Annotated in this window: 22 protein-coding genes; 19 read left to right on the top strand and 3 right to left on the bottom strand. The window is 73.6% G+C overall.

Annotated elements, in window-relative coordinates; genetic code table 11:
* The first annotated feature begins 2 nt into the window (after positions 1-2).
* The 6 genes from AC07BS_RS05890 (at position 3) to AC07BS_RS05865 (ending at position 9,561) form a co-directional block, all read left to right on the top strand.
* Positions 3-1,097, top strand: a complete 1,095-nt coding sequence (locus AC07BS_RS05890; protein WP_478646239.1) for an ATP-binding protein — start codon at positions 3-5, stop codon at positions 1,095-1,097.
* The gene (locus AC07BS_RS05885) at positions 1,094-3,511 is read left to right on the top strand and encodes a DUF5682 family protein (RefSeq protein WP_478930490.1); all 2,418 of its coding nucleotides are present in this window, start codon (positions 1,094-1,096) and stop codon (positions 3,509-3,511) included. The genes AC07BS_RS05890 and AC07BS_RS05885 overlap by 4 nt, the downstream gene beginning before the upstream one ends.
* 10 nt (positions 3,512-3,521) lie before the next feature.
* A complete protein-coding gene (locus AC07BS_RS05880; protein WP_478930488.1) occupies positions 3,522-4,709 on the top strand; it encodes a VWA domain-containing protein in 1,188 nt (395 codons plus the stop codon).
* A 276-nt stretch (positions 4,710-4,985) separates the two neighbouring features.
* Positions 4,986-6,164 (top strand): ADP-forming succinate--CoA ligase subunit beta, encoded by a 1,179-nt coding sequence (gene sucC / locus AC07BS_RS05875; protein ID WP_478646232.1) that lies wholly within the window; start codon positions 4,986-4,988, stop codon positions 6,162-6,164.
* A 20-nt stretch (positions 6,165-6,184) separates the two neighbouring features.
* Entirely contained in the window at positions 6,185-7,069 is an 885-nt protein-coding gene (gene sucD / locus AC07BS_RS05870; protein ID WP_478646230.1) for a succinate--CoA ligase subunit alpha, read from the top strand.
* Positions 7,070-7,281: 212 nt separating this feature from the next.
* Positions 7,282-9,561, top strand: a complete 2,280-nt coding sequence (locus tag AC07BS_RS05865; protein WP_478930485.1) for a cell division protein PerM — start codon at positions 7,282-7,284, stop codon at positions 9,559-9,561.
* Positions 9,562-9,573: 12 nt separating this feature from the next.
* Here the strand turns inward: AC07BS_RS05865 and AC07BS_RS05860 are convergent, their stop codons facing one another.
* A complete protein-coding gene (locus AC07BS_RS05860; RefSeq protein ID WP_478930483.1) occupies positions 9,574-10,374 on the bottom strand; it encodes a hypothetical protein in 801 nt (266 codons plus the stop codon).
* A 250-nt stretch (positions 10,375-10,624) separates the two neighbouring features.
* Here AC07BS_RS05860 and purN point away from each other — a divergent pair, with 250 nt between their 5' ends.
* From purN to AC07BS_RS05840, 4 genes are all read left to right on the top strand, one after another.
* Complete coding sequence (purN, locus tag AC07BS_RS05855; RefSeq protein WP_478646225.1) at positions 10,625-11,254, top strand: phosphoribosylglycinamide formyltransferase; 630 nt, start codon at positions 10,625-10,627, stop codon at positions 11,252-11,254.
* Positions 11,251-12,813 carry a bifunctional phosphoribosylaminoimidazolecarboxamide formyltransferase/IMP cyclohydrolase gene (gene purH / locus AC07BS_RS05850; protein WP_478930481.1) on the top strand — a complete coding sequence of 521 codons (1,563 nt, stop codon included), beginning with the start codon at positions 11,251-11,253 and terminating at the stop codon, positions 12,811-12,813. Before purN ends, purH begins: the two co-directional genes overlap by 4 nt.
* 305 nt (positions 12,814-13,118) lie before the next feature.
* On the top strand, positions 13,119-13,988 hold the full coding sequence (locus AC07BS_RS05845; protein ID WP_478930479.1) for a bifunctional methylenetetrahydrofolate dehydrogenase/methenyltetrahydrofolate cyclohydrolase: 870 nt from the start codon (positions 13,119-13,121) through the stop codon (positions 13,986-13,988).
* Positions 13,978-14,397, top strand: coding sequence for a DUF3017 domain-containing protein (locus tag AC07BS_RS05840; RefSeq protein ID WP_478930477.1), 420 nt, complete (start codon positions 13,978-13,980; stop codon positions 14,395-14,397). Before AC07BS_RS05845 ends, AC07BS_RS05840 begins: the two co-directional genes overlap by 11 nt.
* A gap of 108 nt (positions 14,398-14,505) precedes the next feature.
* Here the strand turns inward: AC07BS_RS05840 and AC07BS_RS05835 are convergent, their stop codons facing one another.
* A complete protein-coding gene (locus AC07BS_RS05835; protein ID WP_478646217.1) occupies positions 14,506-14,889 on the bottom strand; it encodes a peptidoglycan-binding domain-containing protein in 384 nt (127 codons plus the stop codon).
* Positions 14,890-15,215: 326 nt separating this feature from the next.
* On the opposite strand from AC07BS_RS05835, the gene AC07BS_RS05830 reads away from it, so the two are divergent.
* The 4 genes from AC07BS_RS05830 (at position 15,216) to AC07BS_RS05815 (ending at position 19,678) form a co-directional block, all read left to right on the top strand.
* Positions 15,216-15,980 carry a helix-turn-helix domain-containing protein gene (locus AC07BS_RS05830; protein ID WP_478930475.1) on the top strand — a complete coding sequence of 255 codons (765 nt, stop codon included), beginning with the start codon at positions 15,216-15,218 and terminating at the stop codon, positions 15,978-15,980.
* Positions 15,977-16,876 (top strand): helix-turn-helix domain-containing protein, encoded by a 900-nt coding sequence (locus tag AC07BS_RS05825; protein ID WP_478930473.1) that lies wholly within the window; start codon positions 15,977-15,979, stop codon positions 16,874-16,876. Before AC07BS_RS05830 ends, AC07BS_RS05825 begins: the two co-directional genes overlap by 4 nt.
* 480 nt (positions 16,877-17,356) lie before the next feature.
* Complete coding sequence (locus tag AC07BS_RS05820) at positions 17,357-18,526, top strand: helix-turn-helix domain-containing protein (protein WP_478646210.1); 1,170 nt, start codon at positions 17,357-17,359, stop codon at positions 18,524-18,526.
* Positions 18,527-18,688: 162 nt separating this feature from the next.
* Positions 18,689-19,678 (top strand): malate dehydrogenase, encoded by a 990-nt coding sequence (locus AC07BS_RS05815; protein ID WP_478646208.1) that lies wholly within the window; start codon positions 18,689-18,691, stop codon positions 19,676-19,678.
* Positions 19,679-19,777: 99 nt separating this feature from the next.
* Here the strand turns inward: AC07BS_RS05815 and AC07BS_RS05810 are convergent, their stop codons facing one another.
* Positions 19,778-21,004 carry an MFS transporter gene (locus tag AC07BS_RS05810; protein WP_478646206.1) on the bottom strand — a complete coding sequence of 409 codons (1,227 nt, stop codon included), beginning with the start codon at positions 21,002-21,004 and terminating at the stop codon, positions 19,778-19,780.
* Between the two features lie 125 nt (positions 21,005-21,129).
* On the opposite strand from AC07BS_RS05810, the gene AC07BS_RS05805 reads away from it, so the two are divergent.
* The 5 genes from AC07BS_RS05805 (at position 21,130) to AC07BS_RS05785 (ending at position 26,131) form a co-directional block, all read left to right on the top strand.
* Positions 21,130-21,639, top strand: a complete 510-nt coding sequence (locus tag AC07BS_RS05805; protein ID WP_478930470.1) for a MarR family winged helix-turn-helix transcriptional regulator — start codon at positions 21,130-21,132, stop codon at positions 21,637-21,639.
* A gap of 190 nt (positions 21,640-21,829) precedes the next feature.
* On the top strand, positions 21,830-23,434 hold the full coding sequence (locus AC07BS_RS05800) for a hypothetical protein (RefSeq protein ID WP_478930468.1): 1,605 nt from the start codon (positions 21,830-21,832) through the stop codon (positions 23,432-23,434).
* Positions 23,431-23,946: a hypothetical protein gene (locus AC07BS_RS05795; protein ID WP_478930466.1), complete on the top strand. Its 516-nt coding sequence runs from the start codon at positions 23,431-23,433 to the stop codon at positions 23,944-23,946. Before AC07BS_RS05800 ends, AC07BS_RS05795 begins: the two co-directional genes overlap by 4 nt.
* A gap of 13 nt (positions 23,947-23,959) precedes the next feature.
* Positions 23,960-24,460 carry a hypothetical protein gene (locus AC07BS_RS05790; RefSeq protein ID WP_478646196.1) on the top strand — a complete coding sequence of 167 codons (501 nt, stop codon included), beginning with the start codon at positions 23,960-23,962 and terminating at the stop codon, positions 24,458-24,460.
* A gap of 162 nt (positions 24,461-24,622) precedes the next feature.
* Positions 24,623-26,131, top strand: coding sequence for an aldehyde dehydrogenase family protein (locus tag AC07BS_RS05785; RefSeq protein WP_478930465.1), 1,509 nt, complete (start codon positions 24,623-24,625; stop codon positions 26,129-26,131).
* The last annotated feature ends 54 nt before the right edge of the window (positions 26,132-26,185 follow it).

Genomic DNA, 26,185 nt, shown 5'->3' with positions numbered 1-26,185 from the left:
CCGTGCCCGGAATCACCACGGAAACCTTGCGCCCGCATGCCGAGGACGCCTTCGCCGACGAGCTGAAGGCCCTCGCGGCGGCCGACGACCGTCCCAGGCCCGAGCGTTGGCGCCTGTCGCCGTGGGCCGTCGCCACCTACCTGCTCGGCGGCACCCTGCCCGACGGGACGGTGATCACGCCGAAGTACATCGGCCCGCGCCGCGTCGTCGAGGTCGCCGTCACCACCCTGGCCACCGACCGCGCCCTGCTCCTCCTCGGCGTGCCCGGCACCGCCAAGACATGGGTGTCCGAGCACCTGGCCGCCGCCGTCAGCGGCGACTCCACCCTGCTCGTCCAGGGCACCGCCGGCACCGCCGAGGAGGCCGTCCGCTACGGCTGGGACTACGCCCGCCTCCTCGCCCACGGCCCCAGCCGCGAGGCGATCGTGCCCAGCCCCGTCATGCGGGCCATGGCCGACGGCATGACCGCCCGCGTCGAGGAGCTCACCCGCATCCCGGCCGACGTCCAGGACAGCCTGATCACGATCCTGTCGGAGAAGACCCTGCCCATCCCCGAACTGGGGGAGGAGGTGCAGGCCGTGCGCGGCTTCAACCTGATCGCCACGGCCAACGACCGCGACCGGGGCGTCAACGACCTCTCCAGCGCGCTGCGCCGGCGCTTCAACACCGTCGTGCTGCCGCTGCCCGAGAGCCCCGAGGCCGAGGTCGACATCGTCTCCCGCCGCGTCGACCAGCTCGGCCGCTCCCTCGACCTGCCCGCCACGCCCGACGCCGCCGACGAGATCCGCCGCGTCGTCACGGTCTTCCGCGAGCTGCGCGACGGCGTCACCACCGACGGCCGCACCAAGCTCAAGTCGCCCTCGGGCACGCTCTCGACGGCCGAGGCCATCTCCGTGGTCACCGGCGGCCTCGCGCTCGCCGCGCACTTCGGCGACGGCGTGCTGCGCGCGGGCGACGTGGCCGCCGGCATCCTCGGCGCGGTCGTCCGCGACCCGGCGGCCGACCGCGTGATCTGGCACGAGTACCTGGAGACGGTCGTCCGCGAGCGCGAGGGCTGGAAGGACTTCTACCGCGCCTGCCGCGAGGTGTCCGTATGACCGCGACCGGTCCGGCGACGACCGCGACCGCCCCCGTGCTGCTGGGGATCCGGCATCACGGGCCGGGCTCGGCCCGCTCGGTGCGGGCCGCGCTGGAGCAGTGCCGGCCGGCCGCCGTGCTGATCGAGGGCCCTCCCGAGGCGGACGCCCTCGTCCACCTCGCGGCCGACGAGGACATGCGCCCTCCGGTGGCACTGCTGGCGCACGTCGCCGGCGAACCCGGCCGCGCCGGGTTCTGGCCGTTCGCCGAGTTCTCCCCGGAGTGGACCGCCATCCGCTGGGCGCTCGCCCACGACGTTCCGGTCCGCTTCATCGACCTGCCCGCGGCGCACACGCTGGCACTGGACGCGGAGAGCGAGGGCGGTACGGCTACGGGCGACAGCGACGCCCCCGTGCCCCGGCTCGACCCGCTGGCCGCGCTCGCCGGCGCGGCCGGCTACGACGACCCCGAGGCGTGGTGGGAGGACGCCGTCGAGCACCGCCGCGGCGCCACGCCGACCGACGAGACGACCGCAGCCGACGCGCTCGCGCCCTTCCAGGCCATCGCCGAGGCCATGGCCGAACTGCGCGTGTCCTTCGGCGGTGACAGCGGCGACAGCGGTGACAGCGGTGACAGCGGTGACAGCGGCGACAGCGGCGACGGTACGGACGACAACGGCCCCCGGGCCGCCCGGGACACCGTCCGCGAGGCGCACATGCGGCTCCGGATACGCGACGCCCGGCGGGAGTTCGGGGACGGCATCGCGGTCGTCTGCGGCGCCTGGCACGTGCCGGCCCTCGCCGAGCGCCGCACCGTGACGGCCGACCGGCAGACCCTCAAGGGCCTGCCCAAGGTCAGGACGGAGATCAGCTGGGTGCCGTGGACCCACCGGCGGCTCGCCCGCCGCAGCGGCTACGGCGCCGGGATCACCTCGCCCGGCTGGTACGGGCACCTCTTCCGGGCCCCCGACCGGCCCGTCGAGCGCTGGATGACGGAGGTCGCCCGGCTGCTGCGCGCGGAGGACCACCCGGTCTCGTCCGCGCACGTCATCGAGGCCGTACGGCTGGCCGAGGCGCTCGCGGTCCTGCGCGGCCGCCCGCTCGCCGGGCTCGGCGAGACCACCGAGGCGGTGCGCGCGGTGATGTGCGACGGCTCGGACGTGCCGCTCGCCCTCGTCCGCGACCGGCTCGTCATCGGTGACGTCCTCGGCGAGGTCCCCGAGTCCGCGCCCCTCCCGCCCCTGCAACGCGACCTCGCCCGCCTCCAGCGCGGCCTGCGCCTCAAGCCCGAGGCCGCCGCCCGCGACGTCGAACTCGACCTGCGCAAGGACACCGACGCCGCCCGCGGCCGGCTGCTGCACCGGCTGCGCCTGCTGGGCGTCGGCTGGGGCGAGCCGCAGCGCTCGCGCGCCGGGCTCGGCACGTTCCGGGAGACCTGGCGGCTGTGCTGGGAACCGGAGTTGTCCGTACGGCTCGCCGAGGCCGGCGCGTGGGGGACGACGGTGGAGGGCGCGGCGACCGCCAGGGCGGAGGCGCTGGCACGCGACGCCGGGGCCCTCGCCGACATCACGGCCCTCGCCGAACAGTGCCTGCTGGCGGGCCTGCCCGACGCGCTGCCCGCCGTGATGCGCACGCTCGCCGACCGCGCCGCGCTCGACGCCGACGTCGCCCACCTGGCCCAGGCCCTGCCCGCCCTGGTCCGCTCGGTGCGCTACGGCGACGTACGCCGCACGGACACCGCCGCGCTCGCCGAGGTGGCGGCGGGCCTCGCCGAACGGATCTTCGTGGGCCTCCCCGCCGCCTGCTCGGGCCTGTCCCCGGACGCGGCGGACCGCATGCGCACCCATGTGGACGCGGTCCACCAGGCCGTGGCCCTGCTGGCCGAGGCATCACCCGCCGCCCCCGCCCTGCGCGACCGCTGGGCCGCCGTCCTCACCGTCATCGCCGAGCGGGACGGGCTGCCCGGTGGCATCCGGGGCCGGGCCACGCGGTTGTCGCTCGACGACGGGCGCATGACGCACGAGCGGGCCGCCCGGCTGATGGGGCTCGTGCTCTCGGTCGGTACGGCGCCCGCCGACGCGGCCGCCTGGATCGAGGGGTTCGTCGGCAGCGGCGGCTCCGGCGGCATGCTGCTCGTCCACGACGAGCGGCTGCTCGCCCTCGTCGACGCCTGGCTCACCGCCGTACCGGCCGACGCCTTCACCGACGTCCTGCCGCTGCTGCGCCGCACCTTCTCCGCGTTCGAGCCGGGGGTGCGCCGCACCCTGGGCGAGCGGGTCCGCCGGGCCGGGGCGGGCGGCGGCGCCGGAGCGGCAGCACCGGGCGACGGGACCGTACGCGGGTTCGGCCCGGCCTTCGACGAGGAGCGCGCGGCGGCCGTACTGCCGACCATGCGCCTGCTGCTGGGCATGGCACAGGCACCCACAGGGGGATGAGGACACGACGATGACGACGCACACCCAACGGACAGGCTGCCTCGACCCCGCCGCCGAGCGGCTCCGCCGCTGGCGGCTGGTGCTCGGCGGGGACGGCGGCGACGGCACGGGCCACGCCCTGGCCGGCACCGACGCCGCCATGGACCGCACCCTGGAGGCCCTCTACGGCTCCGGCCCGGGCGACGGCGCTGCCCGCTCAGGCCCTCGCGGGGCCGGGCTCGGCGGCTCGGCGCCGCGCGTCGCCCGCTGGCTGGGGGACATCCGGACGTACTTTCCGGCATCCGTCGTTCAGGTGATGCAGCGCGACGCGATCGACCGGCTCGGGCTGTCCGGCCTGCTGCTGGAGCCGGAGATGCTGGAGGCCGTGGAGGCCGACGTCCACCTCGTCGGCACGCTGCTCTCGCTCAACAAGGCGATGCCCGGTACGACGAAGGAGACCGCGCGGGCCGTCGTCCGCAAGGTCGTCGAGGACCTGGAGAAGCGCCTGACGCAGCGCACCCGCGCCACGCTCACCGGCGCCCTGGACCGTTCGGCGCGCGTCAGCCGCCCCCGGCACCACGACATCGACTGGAACCGCACCATCCGGGCGAACCTCAAGAACTACCTGCCCGAGTACCGCACGGTCGTCCCCGAGCGCCTCGTCGGCTACGGGCGGGCGTCGCGGGCGGTGAAGAAGGAGGTGATCCTCTGCATCGACCAGTCCGGCTCGATGGCGGCGTCCGTCGTCCACGCCTCCGTCTTCGGCGCGGTGCTCGCCTCCATGCGCTCCCTCGACACCCGGCTGGTCGTCTTCGACACCTCGGTCGTCGACCTGACCGACCAGCTCTCGGACCCGGTGGACGTGCTCTTCGGCACCCAGCTCGGCGGCGGCACGGACATCAACCGCGCGCTCGCCTACTGCCAGTCGCGGATCACCCGGCCGGCCGAGACGGTCGTGGTCCTCATCAGTGATCTCTACGAGGGCGGGATCCGGGACGAGATGCTCAAGCGGGTCGCCGCGATGAAGGCCTCCGGGGTTCAGTTCGTCACCTTGCTGGCCCTCTCCGACGAGGGCGCCCCCGCCTACGACCACGACCACGCGGCGGCCCTGGCCGCGCTGGGCGCGCCCGCCTTCGCCTGCACGCCGGACCTCTTCCCGGAGGTCATGGCGGCCGCCCTGGAGAAGCGCCCGCTCCCGATACCCGACGCGGCCGTCTGAGGGGCTCCGGCGCGCCGGACGTGTGCGGAATCCGTTGCTGTCTGTGAGCGTAATCACGGCCGGAGTGTGACCTGCGATTTAGGGTCCTCCCTCCCTCGGGGATAACCTGCGAGACGGACATGCCGCGTCAACGGTGATCGTGTGCCGCCCTCGCCCGTGCTACCCCGGGGGGCAAGACCCCTCGGATCTTTGCGGAGATCGCGCCCTCACGGCTGCCTCGCGGCACGCCCGCGCAGACAACGAACCGCGATATCCATGGAAAAGGGACGGACGCGCGTGGACCTGTTCGAGTACCAGGCGAGGGACCTCTTCGCCAAGCACGGTGTACCGGTGCTGGCCGGTGAAGTCATCGACACGCCTGAGGGGGCGCGCGCCGCGACCGAGCGTCTCGGCGGCAAGTCGGTCGTCAAGGCCCAGGTCAAGGTCGGTGGCCGTGGCAAGGCCGGCGGCGTGAAGCTGGCCGCGACCCCGGACGAGGCCGTCGCCCGCGCGACGGACATCCTCGGCATGGACATCAAGGGCCACACGGTCCACAAGGTGATGATCGCCGAGACCGCTCCCGAGATCCTCGAGGAGTACTACGTCTCGTACCTCCTCGACCGCACCAACCGCACCTTCCTGGCCATGGCCTCGGTCGCCGGTGGCATGGACATCGAGGAGGTCGCCGCGACGACCCCCGAGAAGCTCGCCAAGGTGCCGGTCGACGCCAACGAGGGCGTCACCATCGAGAAGGCCCGCGAGATCGTCGCCCAGGCGAAGTTCCCGGCCGAGGTGGCCGACAAGGTCGCCGAGGTCATGGTGACCCTGTGGAAGACCTTCGTCGCCGAGGACGCGCTCCTCGTCGAGGTCAACCCGCTCGCCAAGGTCGCCAGCGGCGAGGTCATCGCCCTCGACGGCAAGGTCTCGCTCGACGAGAACGCCGACTTCCGCCAGCCGGAGCACGAGGCGCTCGAGGACAAGGCCTCGGCCAACCCCCTCGAGGCGGCCGCCAAGGCCAAGGGCCTGAACTACGTCAAGCTCGACGGCCAGGTCGGCATCATCGGCAACGGCGCGGGTCTGGTCATGTCGACCCTCGACGTCGTCGCCTACGCCGGTGAGAACCACGGCGGCGTCAAGCCCGCCAACTTCCTCGACATCGGTGGCGGCGCCTCCGCCGAGGTCATGGCCAACGGTCTCGAGATCATCCTCGGCGACCCGGACGTCAAGTCCGTCTTCGTCAACGTCTTCGGTGGCATCACCGCGTGCGACGAGGTCGCCAAGGGCATCGTCCAGGCCCTGGAGCTGCTCAAGAACAAGGGCGAGGACGTCACCAAGCCGCTGGTCGTGCGCCTCGACGGCAACAACGCGGAGCTGGGTCGCAAGATCCTGTCCGACGCCAACCACCCGCTCGTGCAGCGCGTGGACACCATGGACGGCGCGGCCGACAAGGCCGCCGAGCTGGCTGCGGCTAAGTAAGGGACGAGGACTCCACAACCATGGCTATCTTCCTCACCAAGGACAGCAAGGTCATCGTCCAGGGGATGACCGGTGCCACGGGCATGAAGCACACCAAGCTCATGCTGGGTGACGGCACCAACATCGTCGGCGGCGTGAACCCGCGCAAGGCCGGTACCGAGGTCGACTTCGACGGCACGGCCGTCCCGGTCTTCGGCTCCGTCGCCGAGGCGATGGAGAAGACCGGCGCCGACGTCACCGTCGTCTTCGTGCCGCCGGCCTTCGCCAAGGCCGCCGTGGTCGAGGCGATCGACGCCGGCATCGGCCTGGCCGTCGTCATCACCGAGGGCATCGCCGTCCACGACTCGGCCGCCTTCTGGGCGTACGCCTCGTCCAAGGGCAACAAGACCCGCATCATCGGCCCCAACTGCCCCGGTCTGATCACCCCGGGCCAGTCGAACGCCGGCATCATCCCGGGCGACATCACCAAGCCCGGCCGCATCGGTCTGGTGTCCAAGTCGGGCACGCTGACCTACCAGATGATGTACGAGCTCCGTGACATCGGCTTCTCCTCCGCCGTCGGCATCGGTGGCGACCCGGTCATCGGCACCACGCACATCGACGCCCTCGCCGCGTTCGAGGCCGACCCCGAGACCGACCTGATCGTCATGATCGGCGAGATCGGTGGCGACGCCGAGGAGCGGGCCGCGGACTTCATCAAGGCCAACGTCACCAAGCCGGTCGTCGGCTACGTGGCCGGCTTCACCGCGCCCGAGGGCAAGACGATGGGCCACGCCGGCGCCATCGTGTCCGGCTCCTCCGGCACGGCCCAGGCCAAGAAGGAGGCCCTGGAGGCCGCGGGCGTGAAGGTCGGCAAGACCCCGTCCGAGACCGCCCGCCTCGCCCGCGCCGCCCTCGCCGGCTGACGCGACCGGAGCGACGGTCACCGACCTCGGTTCACGACGTGGGCCCGCACCCTCCGGGGTGCGGGCCCACGGCCGTACGGTCGGGTCTCCGGCCCGGCCGTACCCTCCCATACCACCCGTACAGCCCACAGCCGAATACATCCGGCGCAAGCGACACGACGGGCATATGACGGCTACCCGAACCGGCGCCGCGTTCTTGGCAGCATGGCCCCGTGAGCCAGTACGTCGATCACGGCCCGTCGTCGCCGTCGCCGTCGCGCCAGCGCCCCGCAGTGAGCGGGCCGTCCGCGACGAGCACGGTGTTCTTCGGCGGCGTGCTCGCCGCGGGCCTGGGGCTGGGCGCCTTCGCCATGATCGTGCTGGCGCTGTGGATCATCTCCCCGTACCCCGACGACGGCCCGGCGAGCGCGCTGCGCGTGGCCGCCGACCTCTGGCTGCTGGCGCACGGCGTCGACCTCCTTCGCACCCCGTCGCTCTCCGGTGACCCCGTCCCCATCGGGCTGACGCCGCTGCTGCTCGCGCTGATCCCCTGCACCCTGCTCTACCGCGCCGCCCGGCACGCGCTCGAACCCGCCGAGGACGCCCCACCGGACGCGCCGGGCCCCGAACCGCGCACCGCGTTCACCGCCATGCTCGGCGGCTATCTGACGGTCGCCCTGGCGGCGGTGGTCTACGCCTGGTCGGCGCCGGTACGGCCCGCGCCGCTGAGCGCGCTGCTGGACCTGCCGCTGGTCGCGGGCGGACTGATCGCGGCCGGGGTGTGGACGGCGGCGGGCCGCCCGGGGCTGCCCGCCCCGGACATCGTGCGCCGCACGGTGCCGGGCGCCGTCCGCCGCTGGTTCACCCACGACCACCTGGCCGAGGTCGTCCGGGCCGCGGGGGCGGCCGTCGCCGTGCTCCTCGGCGGCGGCGCCCTGCTGGTGGCGGTGTCGCTGGCCCTCCACACGGACCTGGCCGAGGCCGCGTTCACCCAACTGGCACCGCGCTGGCCCGGCCGGGTGGCCATCGGGCTGCTGAGCGCGGCCCTGCTGCCCAACGCGATGATCTGGGCGGTGGCGTACGGGCTCGGGCCCGGCTTCACGGTCGGCGCCGGCAGCGTCGTCGCCCCCCTGGCGGCCACCCCCGAGCTGCCCGCGGTGCCGCGCTTCCCCCTGCTCGCCGCGCTGCCCTCGCCCGGCGATGCGGGCCCGCTCGTCCTGGCCGCCGCGGCGGCGCTCGCGGCCGCGGCGGGTGTCGCGGTGGCGCTCGCGGCCGTGCCCCGGCGCCGGGAGGAGCCCCCGCCCGGCGCGGCGGCCCCACCCCTCCCGGGATGGCTGGACTCGGCGGCGACGGCCGTACTGGGCGCGCTGCTGTGCGGCGTGGTGATGGCGGCCCTGGCCTACGCGGCGTCGGGCCCGCTCGGCAACGCCGCGCTCGGCGGCTTCGGCCCGCGCTGGTGGCGCACGGGCGCGTCGGCGGCCGCCTGCACGGCGGCCGTGGGGCTGCCGGGAGCGATGATCGTGCGCTGGCGGCTGGGGCTCGCGGCACGCGACGGCCGGGAGACGGCGACGAGACTGACGGGCTGGCGGCGCGTGGGGGAGCTGCTGGGGCTGGCGGTGACGGAGGAGACGCCCCCTCAGGACCGGGCCGCCGCGAGCTCTGCCGGGCCGGGTGCGACGCGGGCGCCGGCGTCGACGCCGGACAGCACCGCGGGTCCGGGCGCCACGGACTTCGACGAGATCGACGAGATCGACGAGATCGACGAGATCGACGAGATCGGCGAGATCGGCGACTTCGCCGGACTCGACGACCGTCCGGCCGGCCTCGTCGACGACTCCACCACAGGCCTCCACGCCCCCTGGGGAAACACCCACCACGACGGCACAGAATCGCCGGGCCCCACAGTTCCCACACCTCCCACAGCCCCCACCGGCCCCGAGTGGCCCGAAGGCTTCACCCGCCCGGCAGCCCCCACAGCCCCCACCGCCCCCGCGGCGGCTGCCTTCGGTGCCCCCCTCGACGCGCCCCCGCCCGTCCCGCCGATCCCGCCCGTCCCCGCCGTACCGCCCGCCGGTCCCGGGGCCCCCGGCGACCCGTCACGGCCGTGGTGGCAGGCGGTGGCCGCGTGGTACGGGTTCGCGGTCGGCGACGCGGCCGTACCGGCGCCGGAGAGCGTGGCGTACGAGCCGGAGACGCTGCCGGTGATGCCCACCCCGCACAGCGAGGCGCTGCCGGAGGCGTCCGCCGCCGCGCGCCGGGTCGAGCGGCGGCACTGGTGGAAGCCGCGGCGGCGCAAGGGGACGCGGCGCAAGCCGAGGTCCGCGAGCCGCCCGGCCCCAGCGTGCGCGCCCCCGGTGCCGGCGTGGCACGACGCCGCCTCCCGCCGGGGGCGGTGGGCCGCGCTCCGGGAGTCCGGGGGCGGGCTCATGACGGACTTCACACCACGCGACCTCACGCTCCCGGCGCGGGAGGACAGGACGGCCGACGTACCGCCGCACCGCCCCTTCCCATAACAGCCCAGTCGCTCAGTCCTGGTTGCCCAGCAGCGGCCGCAGCTGCTTCGGCAGGTGGTTCTCGCAGGCCGCCCGGGAGGTCTGGGTCAGGGCGTCGTCGACGCACGTGTAGTAGTCGCGGTAGACGACGTGGAACGCGAACGTCGCCGCCACGATGGCCAGCGCCAGGCCGCCCGTCACCAGGCCGCTGACCGCCGCCGTGGTCTGGGGGCGGAAGCCGCCGGGGACCGGGCCGGGAGCCGGCGCCGGGCTGTCGGGGTCGCGGGGCCGCGGCTTGGCGCGCAGCGAGCTGACGCCCCAGTAGAGGGAGAGCGCGCCCAGCAGCAGGGCCACCTGGGGAATGCTGAAGAGGGCGAAGAAGAAGCCCCACATGCCCGCGAGCAGCGCGTAGCGGGCGCGCCGCTGGGCCGGGTCGGTCGGGTCCCAGCGCAGGCCGCCGCCGGGGCCGCCCGACGGGCCCTGGCCGCCGCCCGGGCCGCCGCCGAAGCCGCCGTCCTGGCGGCCGGGCTGCCGGCTGCTCCACTGGCTGCCCCACGCCGGCCGCTGCGGGTCGGAACCCGAACCCGAACCGGAACCGGAACCGGAACCGGAACCGGAACCGGAACCCGAACCGCCGTCGCCGTCCCCGTCGCCACCGCCGCCCGTGGGCGTCCGGGGCTGCCAGGGCCGGTCCGGCCGACCCTCCGGCGGCGCCGCGAAGGGGTTGTCCCGCTCGTCGGGCCCGGCGGACGGGGGCGACTGGCGCTCGCGCCACGCGACGGAGGCGGCGGGCAGCGGAGGGCGGTGAGCCGCGTGGCGGCGTCGGTCCGGCATGTGGAGTGTGTCTTCCCCTTGTGGCGTCGTCCTGCACCTTTGAGCGTACGGCGCCGCGCCGCTTTTCCCGCGTCGCCGTCCGGCCGGGTCCCGACGCTACCCGTCGTGCGCGCCCCCGTCCCGTGGGGCCGGTCGGGTGTGCCGGTATCGTTGCTGGCGGTCGGCGGCTTCGTAGAGTCCCCCGTATTCGGAGACCCTTCTGTCTCGTACGACCATACAAACCGCGCCATCCGCGAGAAAGGGCCCAGCTGTGGAGCCGGTCTCGAGCCGCCCCGCCCGCCTCGTCGTGCTCGTCTCGGGTTCCGGTACGAACCTGCAGGCCCTGCTCGACGCCGTCGACGCCGACCCGGAGGGGTACGGCGCCCGGGTCGTGGCCGTGGGGGCCGACCGCACGGGCATCGCCGGTCTGGAGCGCGCCGAGCGCGCCGGGCTGCCGACGTTCGTCTGCCGGGTGGCCGACCACCCGGACCGCGCGGCCTGGGACCACGCGCTGACCGAGGCCACGGCGGCGTACGAGCCGGACCTGGTGATCTCGGCGGGCTTCATGAAGATCGTGGGGAAGGAATTCCTCGCGCGCCACGCGGGGCGGATCGTCAATACGCACCCCGCCCTGCTCCCCAGCTTCCCCGGCGCCCACGGGGTGCGCGACGCGCTCGCGTACGGCGTGAAGGTGACCGGTTGCACCGTCCACTTCGTCGACGAAGGCGTCGACACCGGCCCGATCATCGCCCAGGGCGTGGTGGAGATCCGGGACGAGGACGACGAGTCCGCGCTGCATGAGCGGATCAAGGAAGTCGAGCGTTCGCTGCTCGTCGATGTCGTGGGGCGCCTGGCCCGCGACGGCTACCGCATAGAGGGACGAAAGGTAAGGATCCCGTGACCGCCGAGAGCATGAAGCGGCCCATCCGCCGGGCGCTGGTCAGCGTCTACGACAAGACCGGGCTGGAGGAGCTGGCCCGGGGCCTGCACGACGCGGGCGTCGAGCTGGTCTCGACCGGTTCCACGGCCGGCCGGATCGCCGCCGCCGGCGTCCCCGTCACCAAGGTCGAGGAGCTCACCGGCTTCCCCGAGTGCCTGGACGGCCGGGTCAAGACCCTCCACCCCCGCGTCCACGCCGGCATCCTCGCCGACCAGCGCCTGGAGGCCCACCGCGATCAGCTCGACGAGCTGGGCGTCCGCCCCTTCGAGCTGGTGATCGTCAACCTCTACCCGTTCCGGGAGACCGTCGCCTCCGGCGCCTCGCCCGACGAGTGCGTCGAGCAGATCGACATCGGCGGCCCGTCCATGGTCCGCGCCGCCGCCAAGAACCACCCCTCCGTCGCGGTGATCGTCAACCCGGAGCGCTACGACGACGTGCTCAAGGCCGTCGCCGACGGCGGCTTCGACCTCGCGGCCCGCAAGCGGCTGGCCGCCGAGGCGTTCCAGCACACGGCCGCCTACGACGTCGCGGTCGCGAACTGGTTCGCGGAGGGCTACGGCGCGGACGAGGGCCCGTGGCCCGACTTCATCGGGATCTCCTACGCCCGCAAGCAGGTGCTGCGCTACGGCGAGAACCCGCACCAGCCCGCCGCGCTCTACCTCGACCCCACCGGCACGGGTCTCGCGAACGCGGAGCAGCTGCACGGCAAGGAGATGTCGTACAACAACTTCGTCGACACCGACGCCGCCCGCCGCGCCGCGTACGACCACGCCGACCCCTGTGTCGCGATCATCAAGCACGCCAACCCCTGCGGCATCGCGGTCGGCGCGGACGTCGGCGAGGCCCACCGCAAGGCCCACGCCTGCGACCCGCTGTCGGCCTTCGGCGGCGTCATCGCCGTCAACCGGCCGGTGACGCTGGAGATGGCCGAGCAGGTCGCGGAGATCTTCACCGAGGTCATCGTGGCGCCGTACTACGAGGCCGGCGCGGTCGAGGTGCTGGCCCGGAAGAAGAACATCCGGGTGCTGCGCTGCGCGGACGCCCCGGAGGCGGGCGGCGAGTCCCGGGCGATCGACGGCGGTCTGCTGGTGCAGGCCAAGGACCGCCTCCAGGCCGAGGGCGACGACCCGGCGAACTGGACGCTCGCCACGGGCGAGGCGCTGCCGGAGGCGGAGCTGGCCGAGCTGGCCTTCGCCTGGCGCGCCTGCCGCGCGGTGAAGTCCAACGCCATCCTGCTGGCCAAGGACGGTGCCACCGTCGGCGTCGGCATGGGTCAGGTCAACCGCGTGGACTCCGCCAAGCTGGCCGTCCAGCGGGCGGGCGAGGAGCGCGCCCGGGGCTCGTACGCCGCGTCGGACGCCTTCTTCCCCTTCCCGGACGGGCTGGAGGTGCTCACCGAGGCCGGCATCCGGGCCGTGGTGCAGCCCGGCGGCTCGGTCCGCGACGAGCAGGTCGTGGAGGCGGCGAAGGCGGCGGGCGTGACGATGTACTTCACGGGCACGCGCCACTTCTTCCACTGATGACGGGCCCTCGCTGACGGCGGGTTCCACCGGCGCGACCGCCGGTGCCGCCGTCAGCGGGGCCGCGCCACCGTCGTCGCGTTCGCACACATCATGACGAGCGCATTCAGGCCGTCGCGGTCCCGTGATGTCACGGGACCGGGAGGGTCTGCCAGGCATACCGCCGGACGGTCGTACGGTACGGCCGTGACGGTGCTCACGCCTGCCCGGACGGCCGCCGCCACCACGGTGTTTCCGGTCGCACACGGCCGCTCCGGGGCCCACCTGAGTGGAACCAACGCCGTCCCATCCGCGAGGATGGGGACATGACCGCCCAGATTCTCGATGGCAAGGCCACCGCGGCCGCGATCAAGTCCGAACTCACCACCCGCGTCGAGGCGCTGAAGGCCAAGGGCGTCACGCCGGGCCTCGGTACCGTCCTCGTCGGCGACGACCCCGGCAGCAAGTGGTACGTGGCCGGAAAGCACCGTGACTGCGCCGAGGTCGGCATCGGCTCGATCCAGCGCGAGCTGCCCGGCACCGCCACCCAGGAGGAGATCGAGGCGGTCGTCCGCGAGCTCAACGAGAACCCCGACTGCACCGGCTACATCGTCCAACTCCCGCTTCCCCGGGGCATCGACACCAACCGCGTCCTGGAGCTGATGGACCCGGCCAAGGACGCCGACGGCCTCCACCCGATGAGCCTGGGCCGCCTGGTGCTCAACGAGCCCGGTCCGCTGCCCTGCACCCCCAACGGCATCATCGAGCTGCTGCGCCGCCACGACGTGGAGCTCAACGGCGCGCACGTGGTCGTCGTCGGCCGCGGCATCACCGTCGGCCGCTCGATCGGCCTGATGCTGACCCGCCGCACCGAGAACGCCACGGTCACCCTCTGCCACACCGGCACCCGTGACCTGCCCGAGAAGCTGCGCCAGGCCGACGTCATCGTCGCGGCCGCCGGCGTCGGCCACCTGATCAAGCCCGAGTACGTCAAGCCGGGCGCGGCCGTCCTGGACGTCGGCGTCAGCCGCGACGGCGAGGGCAAGATCATGGGCGATGTGGACCCGGCCGTCTCCAAGGTCGCGGGCTGGGTCTCCCCGAACCCCGGCGGCGTGGGCCCCATGACGCGCGCCCTGCTGCTGGTGAACGTGGTCGAGGCCGCCGAGCGCGCCGCCGGAATCACCCATGCTGGCTGAGTCCGCCGGCTCGGGCTCCGGCCGCTTCTCGCGCCGTCCCCCGCAGGTCACGCGGGACACGGCCCGGCCCGAGGGCGGCGGCCGCGCCGCCCCGGGCGGCGCGCCGGCCCCCGCTCGCCAGTGGCCGCTGCTGGCGGTGCTGGGAGCCACCGGGCTGGGCCTGCTGATCGTCGCGTTCGACGCCTTCCGGGTGGGGACGCTGCTGGTCGGGCTGGCCATGATCGGCGGCGCCGCGCTGCGCTGGGCACTGCCGGACGTGGGCATGCTGGCGGTGCGCTCGCGCTTCACCGACATGTTCACGTACGGCGGGCTGGGGGCGGCGATCGTCCTCCTCGCCCTGATGGCGCAGCCGCACGCCTGGCTGAAGCTCCCGTTCCTGGACGACGTGCTGCACTTCACGGTGCAGTGACCCGGCGGGCGCACACGTGTGACGGCGGCCCGTCCTCTCCCCCGTGAGAGGACGGGCCGCCGGTCTTTCCGGCGGCTCCCGGTCAGGGGAGCCGCCGGAGGTCTGTCACTACCACCACACGCCGGCGCGCAGCTTGGCCCAGGTGTTCTTGCCGACGATGCCGTCGTCCGAGATGTGAGCCTTCTGCTGGACCTTCACCACGGCGTTGTAGGTCTTGGTGCCGAACTTCCCGTCCACGTCGAGCAGCGGCGTGTAGCTGGTGTTGCCGTTGATCAGGCACTGGACTTCCTTGATCCGCTGCTGGGCGGCGGATCCGGTCTGGCCGGCCTTGGTGATCGCGTCGCCGTTGTAGTAGCCGCAGCCGGCCTTCGTCTGCTGCGCCGCCGGGGTGGCGGCCGTGCCGGCGAAGGCGCCCGCCGCCGGGGCGAGGGCGAGGCCGCCGCCGAGGGCCAGCGTGGCGGTGGCGAGGGCGAGACGCTTGCGTACGTTCATGGTGTCGATTCCTCCCCTTGGTGGTGACGGCGGCGACTCCGGGGTGGACCGTGTCGCCGCCGTCCTGCGGTACTGACTCTGATGCGCCACATCCGTAACGCCCAAGCATCTCCCGGCAGTTGGGTCATCGTGGGACGTCCCACGCGCTGACCAGCGAGGACGTGTCGTCCCACGAGACGTTCCTGGGACGCCGGGGCCGCCGTGCCCGTGGCCGGAAGTCGCGCCCGTCCGCGGACCCTTACGGAACCGCCGCATCGGCGTCGACATCATGTGCGGCAGGGGAGGCTGGTCGCCTCACGGGCACCGTGACGCGTATGGGGTGGAACATGCCGCGTTGGAAGGAATTACCCACTTCGCTGGACCAGCGGGTCCGGCAATTGGTGGTGCAGCTCAGACGGCTCAAGGACCGCAGTGGCCTCAGCCTGGCCTCGCTGGCGGCCAAGACGTCGTACAGCCGCTCCTCCTGGGAGCGTTATCTCAACGGCAGGCAGCTGCCGCCTCGCGACGCCGTCGAGGAACTGGCCCGGGTCTGCGGCACCGACCCCACCCGGCTGCTGGTGCTCCACGAGGTCGCGGCCGAGGCGTGGACCGACGAGGCGGCCGCCGCCGGCGCTCCGGACGACGGCGAGGACGAGGACGAGGACCTCTCCGTGCCGGAGCCGAGGCGCTGGACGGTCCGGGTGCTCGCGGTGGCGGTGGTCGTCCTGGCCGCCGCGCTCGCCGCCACGCTGCTGTACGCCCGGCCCTGGCAGGACGACCACGCCCCGGCAGCGCGCCCCCCGGCGGGCGACACACCGGGCCCGTTCGTCTTCGTACAGGGCCGCGCCCGCCCGTGCGACGTCCAGCGCAAGGACGGCGAGCTGCGGGCCGGGTACAGCACGACGCGCGGCACCCTGATGGACCTCAAGACCTCCGGCTGGGAGGTCCTCGAGGCCCAGTGTCTGCTCAAGCACCACGGATTCGACCCCGGCATTCCCGACGGTTCCTACGGCGAGCGGTCGAAGAACGCGGCCAAGGCCTTCCAGAAGGACCGCGGCCTGGTGGTGGACGGCATCGTGGGGCCGGACACCTGGGGGGAGCTGCGCAGGTGAGCGGTGAACGTCCCCTGAACGGTGAACGGCCCCTTCCGGTGGAGTGCGCCCGGCTGGCCGCCGGGCTGCGGGAGCTGAGGGAGCGTACGGGCCTCAGCCTCGCCGCGCTCGGCGGGCGGACGCCGTACAGCAAGTCGTCCTGGGAGCGCTATCTCAACGGCAAGAAGCTGCCGCCCCGGCAGGCGGTCGAGGAGCTGTGCCGGCTGGCGGAGGAGCCGGCGGGGCGGCTGGTGGCGCTGTGGGAGCTGGCGGAACAAGCGTGGAGCGGACGGTCGGGGACCCCGGACGCGGGGGAGGCTCCTGAGGCCGCTCCCGAGGCCGTCCCCGCGGCCGTCCCGGAGCGGCCCACGGGCCGGCCGTGGGGCTCCGGCCGGACGCGGGGGGTGCTGGCCGTGTCCGGGGTCGCGGCCCTCGCGGCGGTGACCGCGCTGGTGCTGCTGCTCACGGTGTTCACGGGCGGAGGGGAGTCCTCCACCGAGCGGGACCGTCGTGACGCCCTGGCCGCCACCTCCACCGGCTATCCGCAGTACTGGGAGCCCGCCTGCGGGGGTGAGACGTGCGAGGCGGCCGAGTCGCTGGAGATGGGGTGTGCCGTGGAGGCGGTCACGCTGCTCAGGCGCAGGGCGTCCGGCGGGCAGGCGCTGGAGCTCCGTTACAACAAGAAGTGCGGGGCGGTGTGGGGGAAGGGGACCGGGCTGCACCTGTCGGACCGGGTGGAGCTCACGGTGCCGGGGGCCGCGACGAAGACGGTCAAGGCCGCGAGCCAGCGGGACACCGAGGCGTACCTGGTCACGGTGATGACGGCGACGAAGGACCCGTACCGGGCCAGGGTCTGCCTGTACGTGGCGGCCGGGGGTGACCCGGAGTGCTTCGGTCCCGGGGAGAAGTCGGCGTAGGGAACCGTGCAAATGGGTAGCAACGGGGTGGAGGAGAGCTGGTGACCCGTCCTCCACCCCCGTGGGAGGACGGGTTACCGCTCACCCATGAGGATCATGACCGTGAGCGACGTGATCAAGGTCCGCCGCAGCCCTGTGGCGCGGAGGTGACTGTTCCGATACGAGGTCGCCCTTCCGTATCAGCTTGGCAGGGCGCGTCACCGTACGGTGACGTACCGTCAACGGCGGACGCCTCGTGTGAACCCCCAGGGGCGTGCGCCCCATGGGCTTGATCAACCCCAAATGCCACCGTGCGCCGCCCGCCTGGGAACTGACATGCTGGTTTCGGGCATCCCCGTGGGTAGCCGAGAACGAGACTCGGGAATGAGTCCGTGAAGACTGTGAACGCTGTGGAGTCTTTCGAGTCTGTGGTGGGGGAGCGCGGCGACACGGGACAACGACGCCGTTCGTAACCGTTCGTACCGGGGGACAGGGGGAGCAATGCCTCGCTGGAGGGCGCTACCGGAAGAACTCGATCCACAAGTACGCGAGTTCGCCGAACAGCTGCGCAGACTCGTCGAACGCAGCGGCCTGAGCATCGCCGCCGTCGCGGACCGCACCGGGTACAGCAAGACGTCCTGGGAGCGCTATCTCAACGGCCGGCTGCTGCCGCCGCGCGGGGCGGCGGAGGCGCTGGCCGAGGTCACGGGCACCGACGTCGGCCATCTGGGCACGCTGTGGGAGCTGGCCGAGCGTGCCTGGAGCCGCTCGGAGCTGCGGCACGACGTGACGATGGAGGCGATCCGGGTCGCCGAGGCGCGGGCGGCGCTGGGCGAGTTCGGCCCGTCGCCCGTGGCGGAGGCCGGGCTGGACGGCCGGGACGGGCTGGACGGACGGGACGGACGGGACGGACGGCGTACGCGTACCGCGGTGCGCGGCGAGGCGGCGCCGGAGGACGCGGTGCCGGGGACGGGCGGCGGTGCGGGCGGCGGTGCGGGCGGGGGCGCGTCGGTCACGGGCCTGCCCAGGTCGTCGGAGTCACCGGACGTACGATCGAAGGCGATCCCGCTACAGGGCCCCAAGGCACCGAAGGGGCCCAAGGGAGCCGCGAGTCCCCAGGCCCCGCATCGTCGCCGCCGCCGCAACGCCGTGCTCTTCGCCGTAGGGGCGGTGGGCGCCCTCTTCGTCATCGCGGCGGCCGTGCTGCTGCTGGGCACGAACGACAAGAACGAGTCGGCGGGCGGGCCGGCCACCACGCCCGCGGCGAGCAGCCCCGCGGCGGCCCCGGCGCCGGACGGGGTGAAGTGCACCGGCGACACCTGCGCGGGCAAGGACCCGGAGACGATGGGCTGCGGCGGCCGGCACGCCACGACGGCCGGTTCGGCGACGGTCGGCGCCTCGTATCTGGAGGTGCGCTACAGCAAGGTGTGCGGCGCCGCCTGGGCCCGCATCACCCAGGCCGCGCCGGGGGACACGCTGCGCATAAGCGCGACGGGTGGGCAGGCCCGCGCCGAGAGCGGCACGGTCGACCGGGGAGCCGACGGGCACACCCGGATGATCGCCGTCGCCGACGCGCGACAGGCCTCGGCCTGCGCGCAGCTGATGTCCGGTCGCAAGGGCTGCACGCTGCCCCGCCCGGCGGGAGCGGTGCAGCCGGGCCCCACGGGATGAGGGTGGTGGAGGAACGCGCGGACGAACGGTGAGGCGTCCCACACCGGGTCGGCGGTGCGGGGCGGGTCGGGTCGGATAGCCTGACGCCGGATCTCTTGACACCAAGAGAGATCGACACACCTGGGCAGGGACACCCACCTCAGTTCGCAGCAGGAGACCGCCATGACCCGCACTCCCGTCAATGTCACCGTCACCGGCGCCGCCGGTCAGATCGGCTACGCGCTGCTCTTCCGCATCGCCTCCGGTCACCTCCTCGGCGCGGACGTGCCGGTCAAGCTGCGGCTGCTGGAGATCCCGCAGGGGCTGAAGGCCGCCGAGGGCACCGCCATGGAGCTCGACGACTGCGCCTTCCCGCTGCTGCGCGGCATCGAGATCACCGATGACCCGAACGTGGCGTTCGACGGCGCCAACGTCGCGCTGCTGGTCGGCGCCCGCCCGCGCACGAAGGGCATGGAGCGCGGCGACCTGCTGGAGGCCAACGGCGGCATCTTCAAGCCGCAGGGCAAGGCCATCAACGACAACGCCGCGGACGACATCAAGGTCCTGGTCGTCGGCAACCCGGCCAACACCAACGCCCTGATCGCCCAGGCCGCGGCCCCGGACGTGCCCGCCGAGCGCTTCACCGCGATGACCCGCCTGGACCACAACCGCGCGATCTCGCAGCTGGCGCGGAAGACCGGCTCGGCCGTCTCCGACATCAAGCGTCTGACGATCTGGGGCAACCACTCCGCCACCCAGTACCCGGACATCTTCCACGCGGAGATCGCCGGCAAGAACGCCGCCGAGGTCGTCAACGACGAGGCGTGGCTGGCCGACACCTTCATCCCGACCGTCGCCAAGCGCGGCGCCGCGATCATCGAGGCCCGTGGCGCGTCCTCCGCCGCCTCGGCCGCCAACGCCGCCATCGACCACGTCCACACCTGGGTCAACGGCACCGCCGCCGGCGACTGGACCTCCATGGGCATCCCCTCGGACGGCTCCTACGGCGTGCCCGAGGGCCTCATCTCCTCCTTCCCGGTCACCGTGAAGGACGGCAAGTACGAGATCGTCCAGGGCCTGGAGATCAACGACTTCTCCCGCGCCCGCATCGACGCCTCGGTCCAGGAGCTCACGGAGGAGCGCGACGCGGTCCGCGCCCTGGGCCTCATCTGATCCGATCGGCTGATCACACACGCGAACGCCCCCGCCGGCCACATGGCCGGCGGGGGCGTTCGCGTTGTGTGGCTGCGCGCCCGCGTGTCTGGTCGGGCGTCAGTTCAGTACCAGGAGCGCCGCCAGGGCCGGGCCCAGGGCGCCGCCCAGTTGGTAGCAGAGGACGAAGAGGCCGATGGCCGTGGGGCTCTGGCCGGTCGGGGCGGACTTGGCCACGTGGACCGAGAGGACCGCGTTGGTGCCCGTGGAGACGAGGACGGCGGCCGTCGCGGTGAGCAGGAGCAGCGGGGCCCAGGGGGCGACGGCGGCGGTGAGCGGGGCGAGGGTGCCGAGGGTGGCCAGGACGGCGACCGTGCGGCGCTGACCCAGGCGGTTCGCGGAGGCGGCCAGCAGCCAGGAGAGGGCGGAGCCGGCGAGCAGGGCGAGGAGCTGGCCGGTGCCAATGGCGCCCGTCGTCCAGTCCGTGCGCCGGGCGATCAGCCGCGGCAGGCTGAAGAGCAGCACGAAGTACGAGGTGGAGACGGCGCAGGCGAACAGCGCGGACGCGATGAAGACGCGGGAGCGCAGCAGGGCGGCCGGTACGAAGCCCTCCGGGCGGCGCCGGATGTGGAGGGCCAGGAGGCCGGCGACGACGACGGCCGCGCCGGCGCCCGCGAGCGGGACGGTGGGGAGCAGCACCAGCGCCGACACCAGGGCCACCACGAGCCCGGCGCCCCTGCTGTCGAAGGACGCGCCGGGCGCGGCGGGGGTGCGCCCCGCGTACCGCCGGACCACCGGCACCGCGAGGAGGCCCACCGCCGACAGCGCGAGGGCGAGCCGCCAGGAGACCGCGTCGCCGAGCAGCGACCCGAGCAGCGGGCCGGACGCGCCGCACATGCCGAAGCCCGCGGTGATGACGCCCATGCGCCGGGTCGATCCGGCGAGGTTCATCGCCACCGCCACCAGCCCGGCGCCGCCGAGGGCCTGCCCGGCCCGCCCGGCGAGGACGAGCGGCAGCCAGGGCGCGAGGGCGACCAGGGCGGTGCCGAGCGCCGTGAGCGCACTGGCCGTCAGCAGCGCCGTACGCGCCCCGCGGTGCCGGATGAGGGCGCCGAACAGCGGGGTGCCGATGGTCATCGCCCAGGCGAAGCTCGTGACCAGCCAGGTCGCGGTGGTCGTCGCGACGCCCAGGGAGTCGGCGAGGTCTCCCATGATCAGCACGGGTGCGTTGGCCCCCGCCGCGATGGGCGCGGAGAGGAGGGCCAGCCAGCCGGCGGCGATCGGGCGCGGCTCCGTGCCGCCTGTGCGAGAGGCCGTCGCGGGAGAAGCGGTCGCGGTGGTGGACATGCTGCGGTCACATCCATTCAAGGTTGATCATTTCAACGTTGAGATAAAAGCATCGAGGGTCGTTCAACGTCAAGTGTCTTAAGATTGAGATGTTCAGTGTCCAGAGACCTGGGGAGCGTGACGCGGTGAGCGGCGACGTCGTCGACAAGATCGTCGAACAGTGGGCCGAGGAGCGCCCCGACCTGATCGACCGGCTCTGGCCCGTCCAGGTGCTCGGCCGCCTCCAGCGGCTCGGCGTCGTCCTGGAGCGGGAGATGCGCGCCTTCACCGCCGAGCGCGACCTGGAGCTCGGCGAGTTCGACGTGCTCACCACCCTCCGCCGCAGCGGGGCCCCGTACGAGCTGACGGCCGGCGACCTCAAGCGCGCCTCCATGGTGACCTCCGGCGCGATCACCAACCGCATCGACCGCATGGAGACGAAGGGCCTCGTCGAGCGGGTCCGCGAGGCGGCCGACCGGCGCGTCGTGAAGATCAGGCTGACGGAGAAGGGGCACGAGGTCATCCGGACCGCCATGGCCGAGCACCTCGTCAACGAGGCCCGCATCCTCGAGGACTTCGACCGCGCCGAGTGCGCCGAGCTCGGTGCGCTCCTCCGTCGCCTCCTCGTCTCGCTCGGCGACACGGAGTTCGCCTGACGGACGTCCGAGGGGTGCCCCTGGCGCATCGGTGCTGCGCCCGGCGCGCAACGACCGGCGTGCGACATCCGGCCCGTGAACCGGCTCGCAGAGGGGGGCGCGCGCGGGCCGAATGGCTTACTCTGAGTACTTCCGAAATTACGTCAACTCATGTAATCCGCATGTGAGTTCGACGGATCGGGGGACCTTCATGAGCAAGTCCTTCCACGCGTCCCCGACAGAGGCCACACGGTTACTCTGCGCGGGGGCCTACCTCGACATCGAGTTCCGCCGCCGGGTCATCGAAGAGCTGGTGGAACACGAGGAACGACCGACAGCACCCTCCCTGGGCGTGGACGCCGTGCCGGTGCTCGCCCACGCACTGCGCTCCCGCGGTCAGGACGCCCTGACCGCCCTGGCCCTGCTCGCCCTCTGGGTGGGCTTCATCGCCGCCGACGCGGCGTCCACCCCCGAGGGGCTGGACTTCCCGCTGCCGCTCTGGTCCAGCCTCTACGCGGTGGTCTGCTTCGCGCACTGGGCCGCGCACAGCGCCGCCGGCCGCGGCTCGGCCCCGTACGTCGTCGACAGACGCACGCTCCGCCAGGCCCTGAAGGGCACCGGCGCCCTGCGCGCCCTGCTGCCCGTCGGCATCCCGCTCCTGACCCTGGGCTACTGGGTCTTCGCCTTCTACGCCCTGTACGAGGGTGCGGAGAACTGGGCCGGCATCATCTTCCCGCTGCTCCTCGTCCTGCCCGTGCTGGCGCACCGCCAGCGCGTGGCGGCCGTGATGCGCACCGAGCTGGGCCGGGAGGCGTTCCGGGAGCGGCCGCGGGCGCTGCCCACCACCGCGTACCACCTCCGCATCGCGCACTCGATCGACCGCGAGCAGTACGCGGGCCTGACCATCTACGACCCCTTCCGGCCGTTCATCGGCATGGGCGTGCCGTACGAGCCCTGGTCGTTCGCGCTGGAGCTCAGGAAGCGCCCCGACGCCGAGCCGGCGACGGGCCTCGCGCCCTTCACCGGCCGGACGGTCGTCGAGCTGATCCGCCCCCGGCTCGAAGCGCTGCGCCAGGCGGCCGCCGCGACCAGCAGGGACCGCCTGAAGGACCTGGAGATCGAGGAGTTCGTCTATCTCCCCGTCGGGCCGCGGCGCTCCGGCGTGGCCTACGACGAGCCCGTCGTCCGGCAGCACCTGGCCGAGTCGGTCAACGAGGGCGGCGAGGCGCGGCGGTACTTCCTGCGGGTGCGGGTCGGCGCCTGGGACGAGCAGGTCGTCGTGTCCGTGCTGGTCAGGGTGCACACCCAGGGCGGGATGCTGGTCCTGGAGGTCGTCCCGCACGTCCTGCCGCCGGTGCGGCCCGAGTTCCGCGCGGTCGACGTGATCGCCTCGCGCGGCGATGACGACGTCGTGCGCGACGGGGTGCGGGCGCTGCTCACCGCGCCGGCCGCCGGCTTCGCCGCGGCGGTGTCCGCCATCCGCTCGGGCGTGTCCGGATTCCGTACCTGGCTCGCGGACCCGCGGCGGGCGGCGCCGGACGGCCCGGCCGGATCGGTCCGGGAGATGGGCGCGGCGAAGGAGATCTCCCTGTTCCAGGAGATGGACATCAGCCGCTATGTGAAGACGGTCCAGGACCGGATCGCCAGCGGGGTCCGGGACGCGCTGCGCGCCCAGGGCTACGAGACCGACCAGTTCGAGCAGCAGATCGTGCAGATCAGCGAGGGCGGCGTCTTCATCGGCTCGATGAGCGGCGGCGCGGTCGCCGCCGGCGCGGGCGCGGAGGCCAAGAACCTCGCGGGAGGCGGGGGACGGTGACGACGACGAACGGACAGCGCGACCACGACGGCGGTGGCATCTCCATCGGCCGTATGACCGGAGGCGCCGCGGCCGCCGGCCCCGGCGCGAGCGCCGAGGACCGCTCGGAGCGGACCGAGCGGCCGGCCGCCGCCGGTGGCGGCGCACCCGCCCCCGTCCCCGTGCCGGGCGACGGCGGGATCGCGATCGGCGAGATGAGCGGCGGGGCGGCCGCGGCGGGCCGCGACGCCCGGGCCGTGGACGCCTCGCGCCGGACTCTCCCGGTGCCGCCCGAACTCCTCGCGGCCGTACGGGAGCTGAGGCTCGACCTGCCCCGCTTCGCGCGCACCGGCCCGCTGGCCGAGCTCGAGGCGGAGCTGGAGGGCCTGGAGGAGGACGCCCGGCGGGACGGCCGCACCCGGGGCCGCCGGCTGACCCGGCTGCGCGAGCTGCTGGCCGACGGCGCGACGGCCGCCGGGGCGCTGGCGTCGGCGGCCGCCGTCGTCCAGGCGATCAGCCAGTTACTGTCGTGAGGCGGCGAGGAACATGAGCTACTGGGACGCCGATCTGCAGCGATGGGTGGACGAGCCGGCATCCGGCGCGCCACCTCCCGAGGGCGAGTCCGACGTGCTCCTCACGTCCCCGCCCGACGACGACGTGCCCGTCGGACCCTCGCACGCGTCGATCCTCGCCGGAGTGATCGCGAGTGTCGTGCTGGTCGTCGCGATCGGGACCGCCGTCTGGGCCCTGGTCCGTGACGACGACCCCGGCGGTGGCCCCTTCACCCCGGCGGCGACCGCCACCCCGACCCCCGGCATGACCGGGGGACTCCCCGGCGGGTCGACCTACGCCCCCACGTACCCGACGTATCCCGGATACCCCACGTATCCGAACAGCTACCCCACGTACCCCCGCTACCCGGGCTACCCCACGTACCCCCGGAGCTACCCGACCTACCCCCGCTACCCGGGCCTCCCGACGTACGGATACGGGTCGACGTACGGATACGGGTCCACGTACGGGTCCACATACGGCTCGGGCTACTGATCCCACGCGACTCTGCGTGACTCGCGTCACTCTTCGTGAAAAAGGATGCATAGCTTTTCCCCCACCGGTTAGGGGCGTCCCGTTGTCGGTCCCGGCCCCCTCCTGGGGCGGCCGGGACCGGCGGCGCGACCGTTTCGTCACCGGAAGGCAAGGACAGAAGGCATGTCGTCAGTCGAGACCATCCACATCGACGGGGTGTGGCGCGCCGCCGCCTCCGGGGCGCTGCGCGAGGTCATCGACCCCGCGGACGCCACGGTCCTCGCGACCGTCTCCGAGGGCGGCGTGGCGGATGCCGACGCCGCCGTGGCGGCCGCGCGGCGCGCGTTCGACGGGGGCGAGGGCCCCTGGCCGCGGACGCCCGTCGCCGAGCGGGCCGCCCTGCTGCGGCGCGTGGCCGAGCTGCTGGAGCGCGACCGCGAGGAGATCGCGCTGATCGAGAGCCGGGACACCGGCAAGACCCTGGAGGAGGGCCGGACCGACGTCGACTGCGTGCGCGACGCGTTCCGCTACTTCGCCGACCTGGTGGTGATCGAGGGCGCCGGGCGTGTCGTCGACACCGGTTCGGACACCGTGCACAGCGTCGTCGTGCACGAGCCGGTCGGCGTGTGCGCGCTGATCACCCCCTGGAACTACCCGCTGCTCCAGGCCAGCTGGAAGATCGCCCCCGCGCTGGCGGCCGGCAACACCTTCGTGATCAAGCCCAGCGAGGTCACCCCGCTGTCCACCGTCCACCTGGTGCGGCTGCTGGCGGAGGCCGGGCTGCCGGACGGCGTCGCGGGCCTGGTCACCGGTGCCGGCGACCCCGTGGGCGCCCGGTTCGCCGAGCATCCCGATGTCGACCTCGTCTCCTTCACCGGTGGACTGGCCAGCGGCACCGCGGTGATGCGGGCCGCCGCGCCGAGCGTCAAGAAGGTCGCCCTCGAACTCGGCGGCAAGAACCCCAACGTCGTCTTCGCCGACGCCTGCGCGACCGACGAGGACTTCGACACCGCCGTCGACCAGGCCCTGAACGCGGCCTTCATCCACAGCGGCCAGGTCTGCTCGGCCGGCTCCCGGCTGATCATCGAGGAGTCCGTCCGCGACCGCTTCGTCGCCGAACTCGCCCGCCGTGCCGAGCGGATCAGGCTCGGCCGCGGCACCGCGAAGGGCGTCGAGTGCGGACCGCTGGTGTCCGAGCGGCAGCTCGCCCGGACCGAGGAGTACGTCGCCTCCGCGCTCGCCGAGGGCGCGGCCCTGCGTTGCGGCGGCAAGCGTCCCGAGCCCTCCGCCGACCGCCCCGTGACCGGCTACTTCTACGCGCCGACCGTCCTGGACCTGTGCCACGGCGACATGCGGGTCGTCCGCGAGGAGACCTTCGGCCCGATCCTCACCGTGGAGACCTTCCACACCGAGGACGAGGCCGTGGCGCTGGCCAACGACACCGAGTACGGGCTGGCCGGGGCGGTCTGGACGAAGGACGCGGGCCGCGCGCGGCGCGTCGCCCGCCGGATGCGCCACGGCACGGTCTGGATCAACGACTTCCACCCCTATCTGCCGCAGGCGGAGTGGGGCGGCTTCGGCAAGTCGGGCATCGGCCGCGAGCTGGGCCCCTCGGGCCTGGCCGAGTACCGCGAGGCCAAGCACGTCTACCAGAACCTGGCGCCGGAGCCGGTGCGCTGGTTCGCGGGCTGAGGCCCGCGGCACCCGCCCGCCCACGCGGAAACGTTCCTGCCGCAGAAGGAGTTC

The organism is Streptomyces sp. NPDC044063 (assembly GCF_056434285.1).
This window is presented reverse-complemented; position numbering and strand designations above follow the sequence as displayed.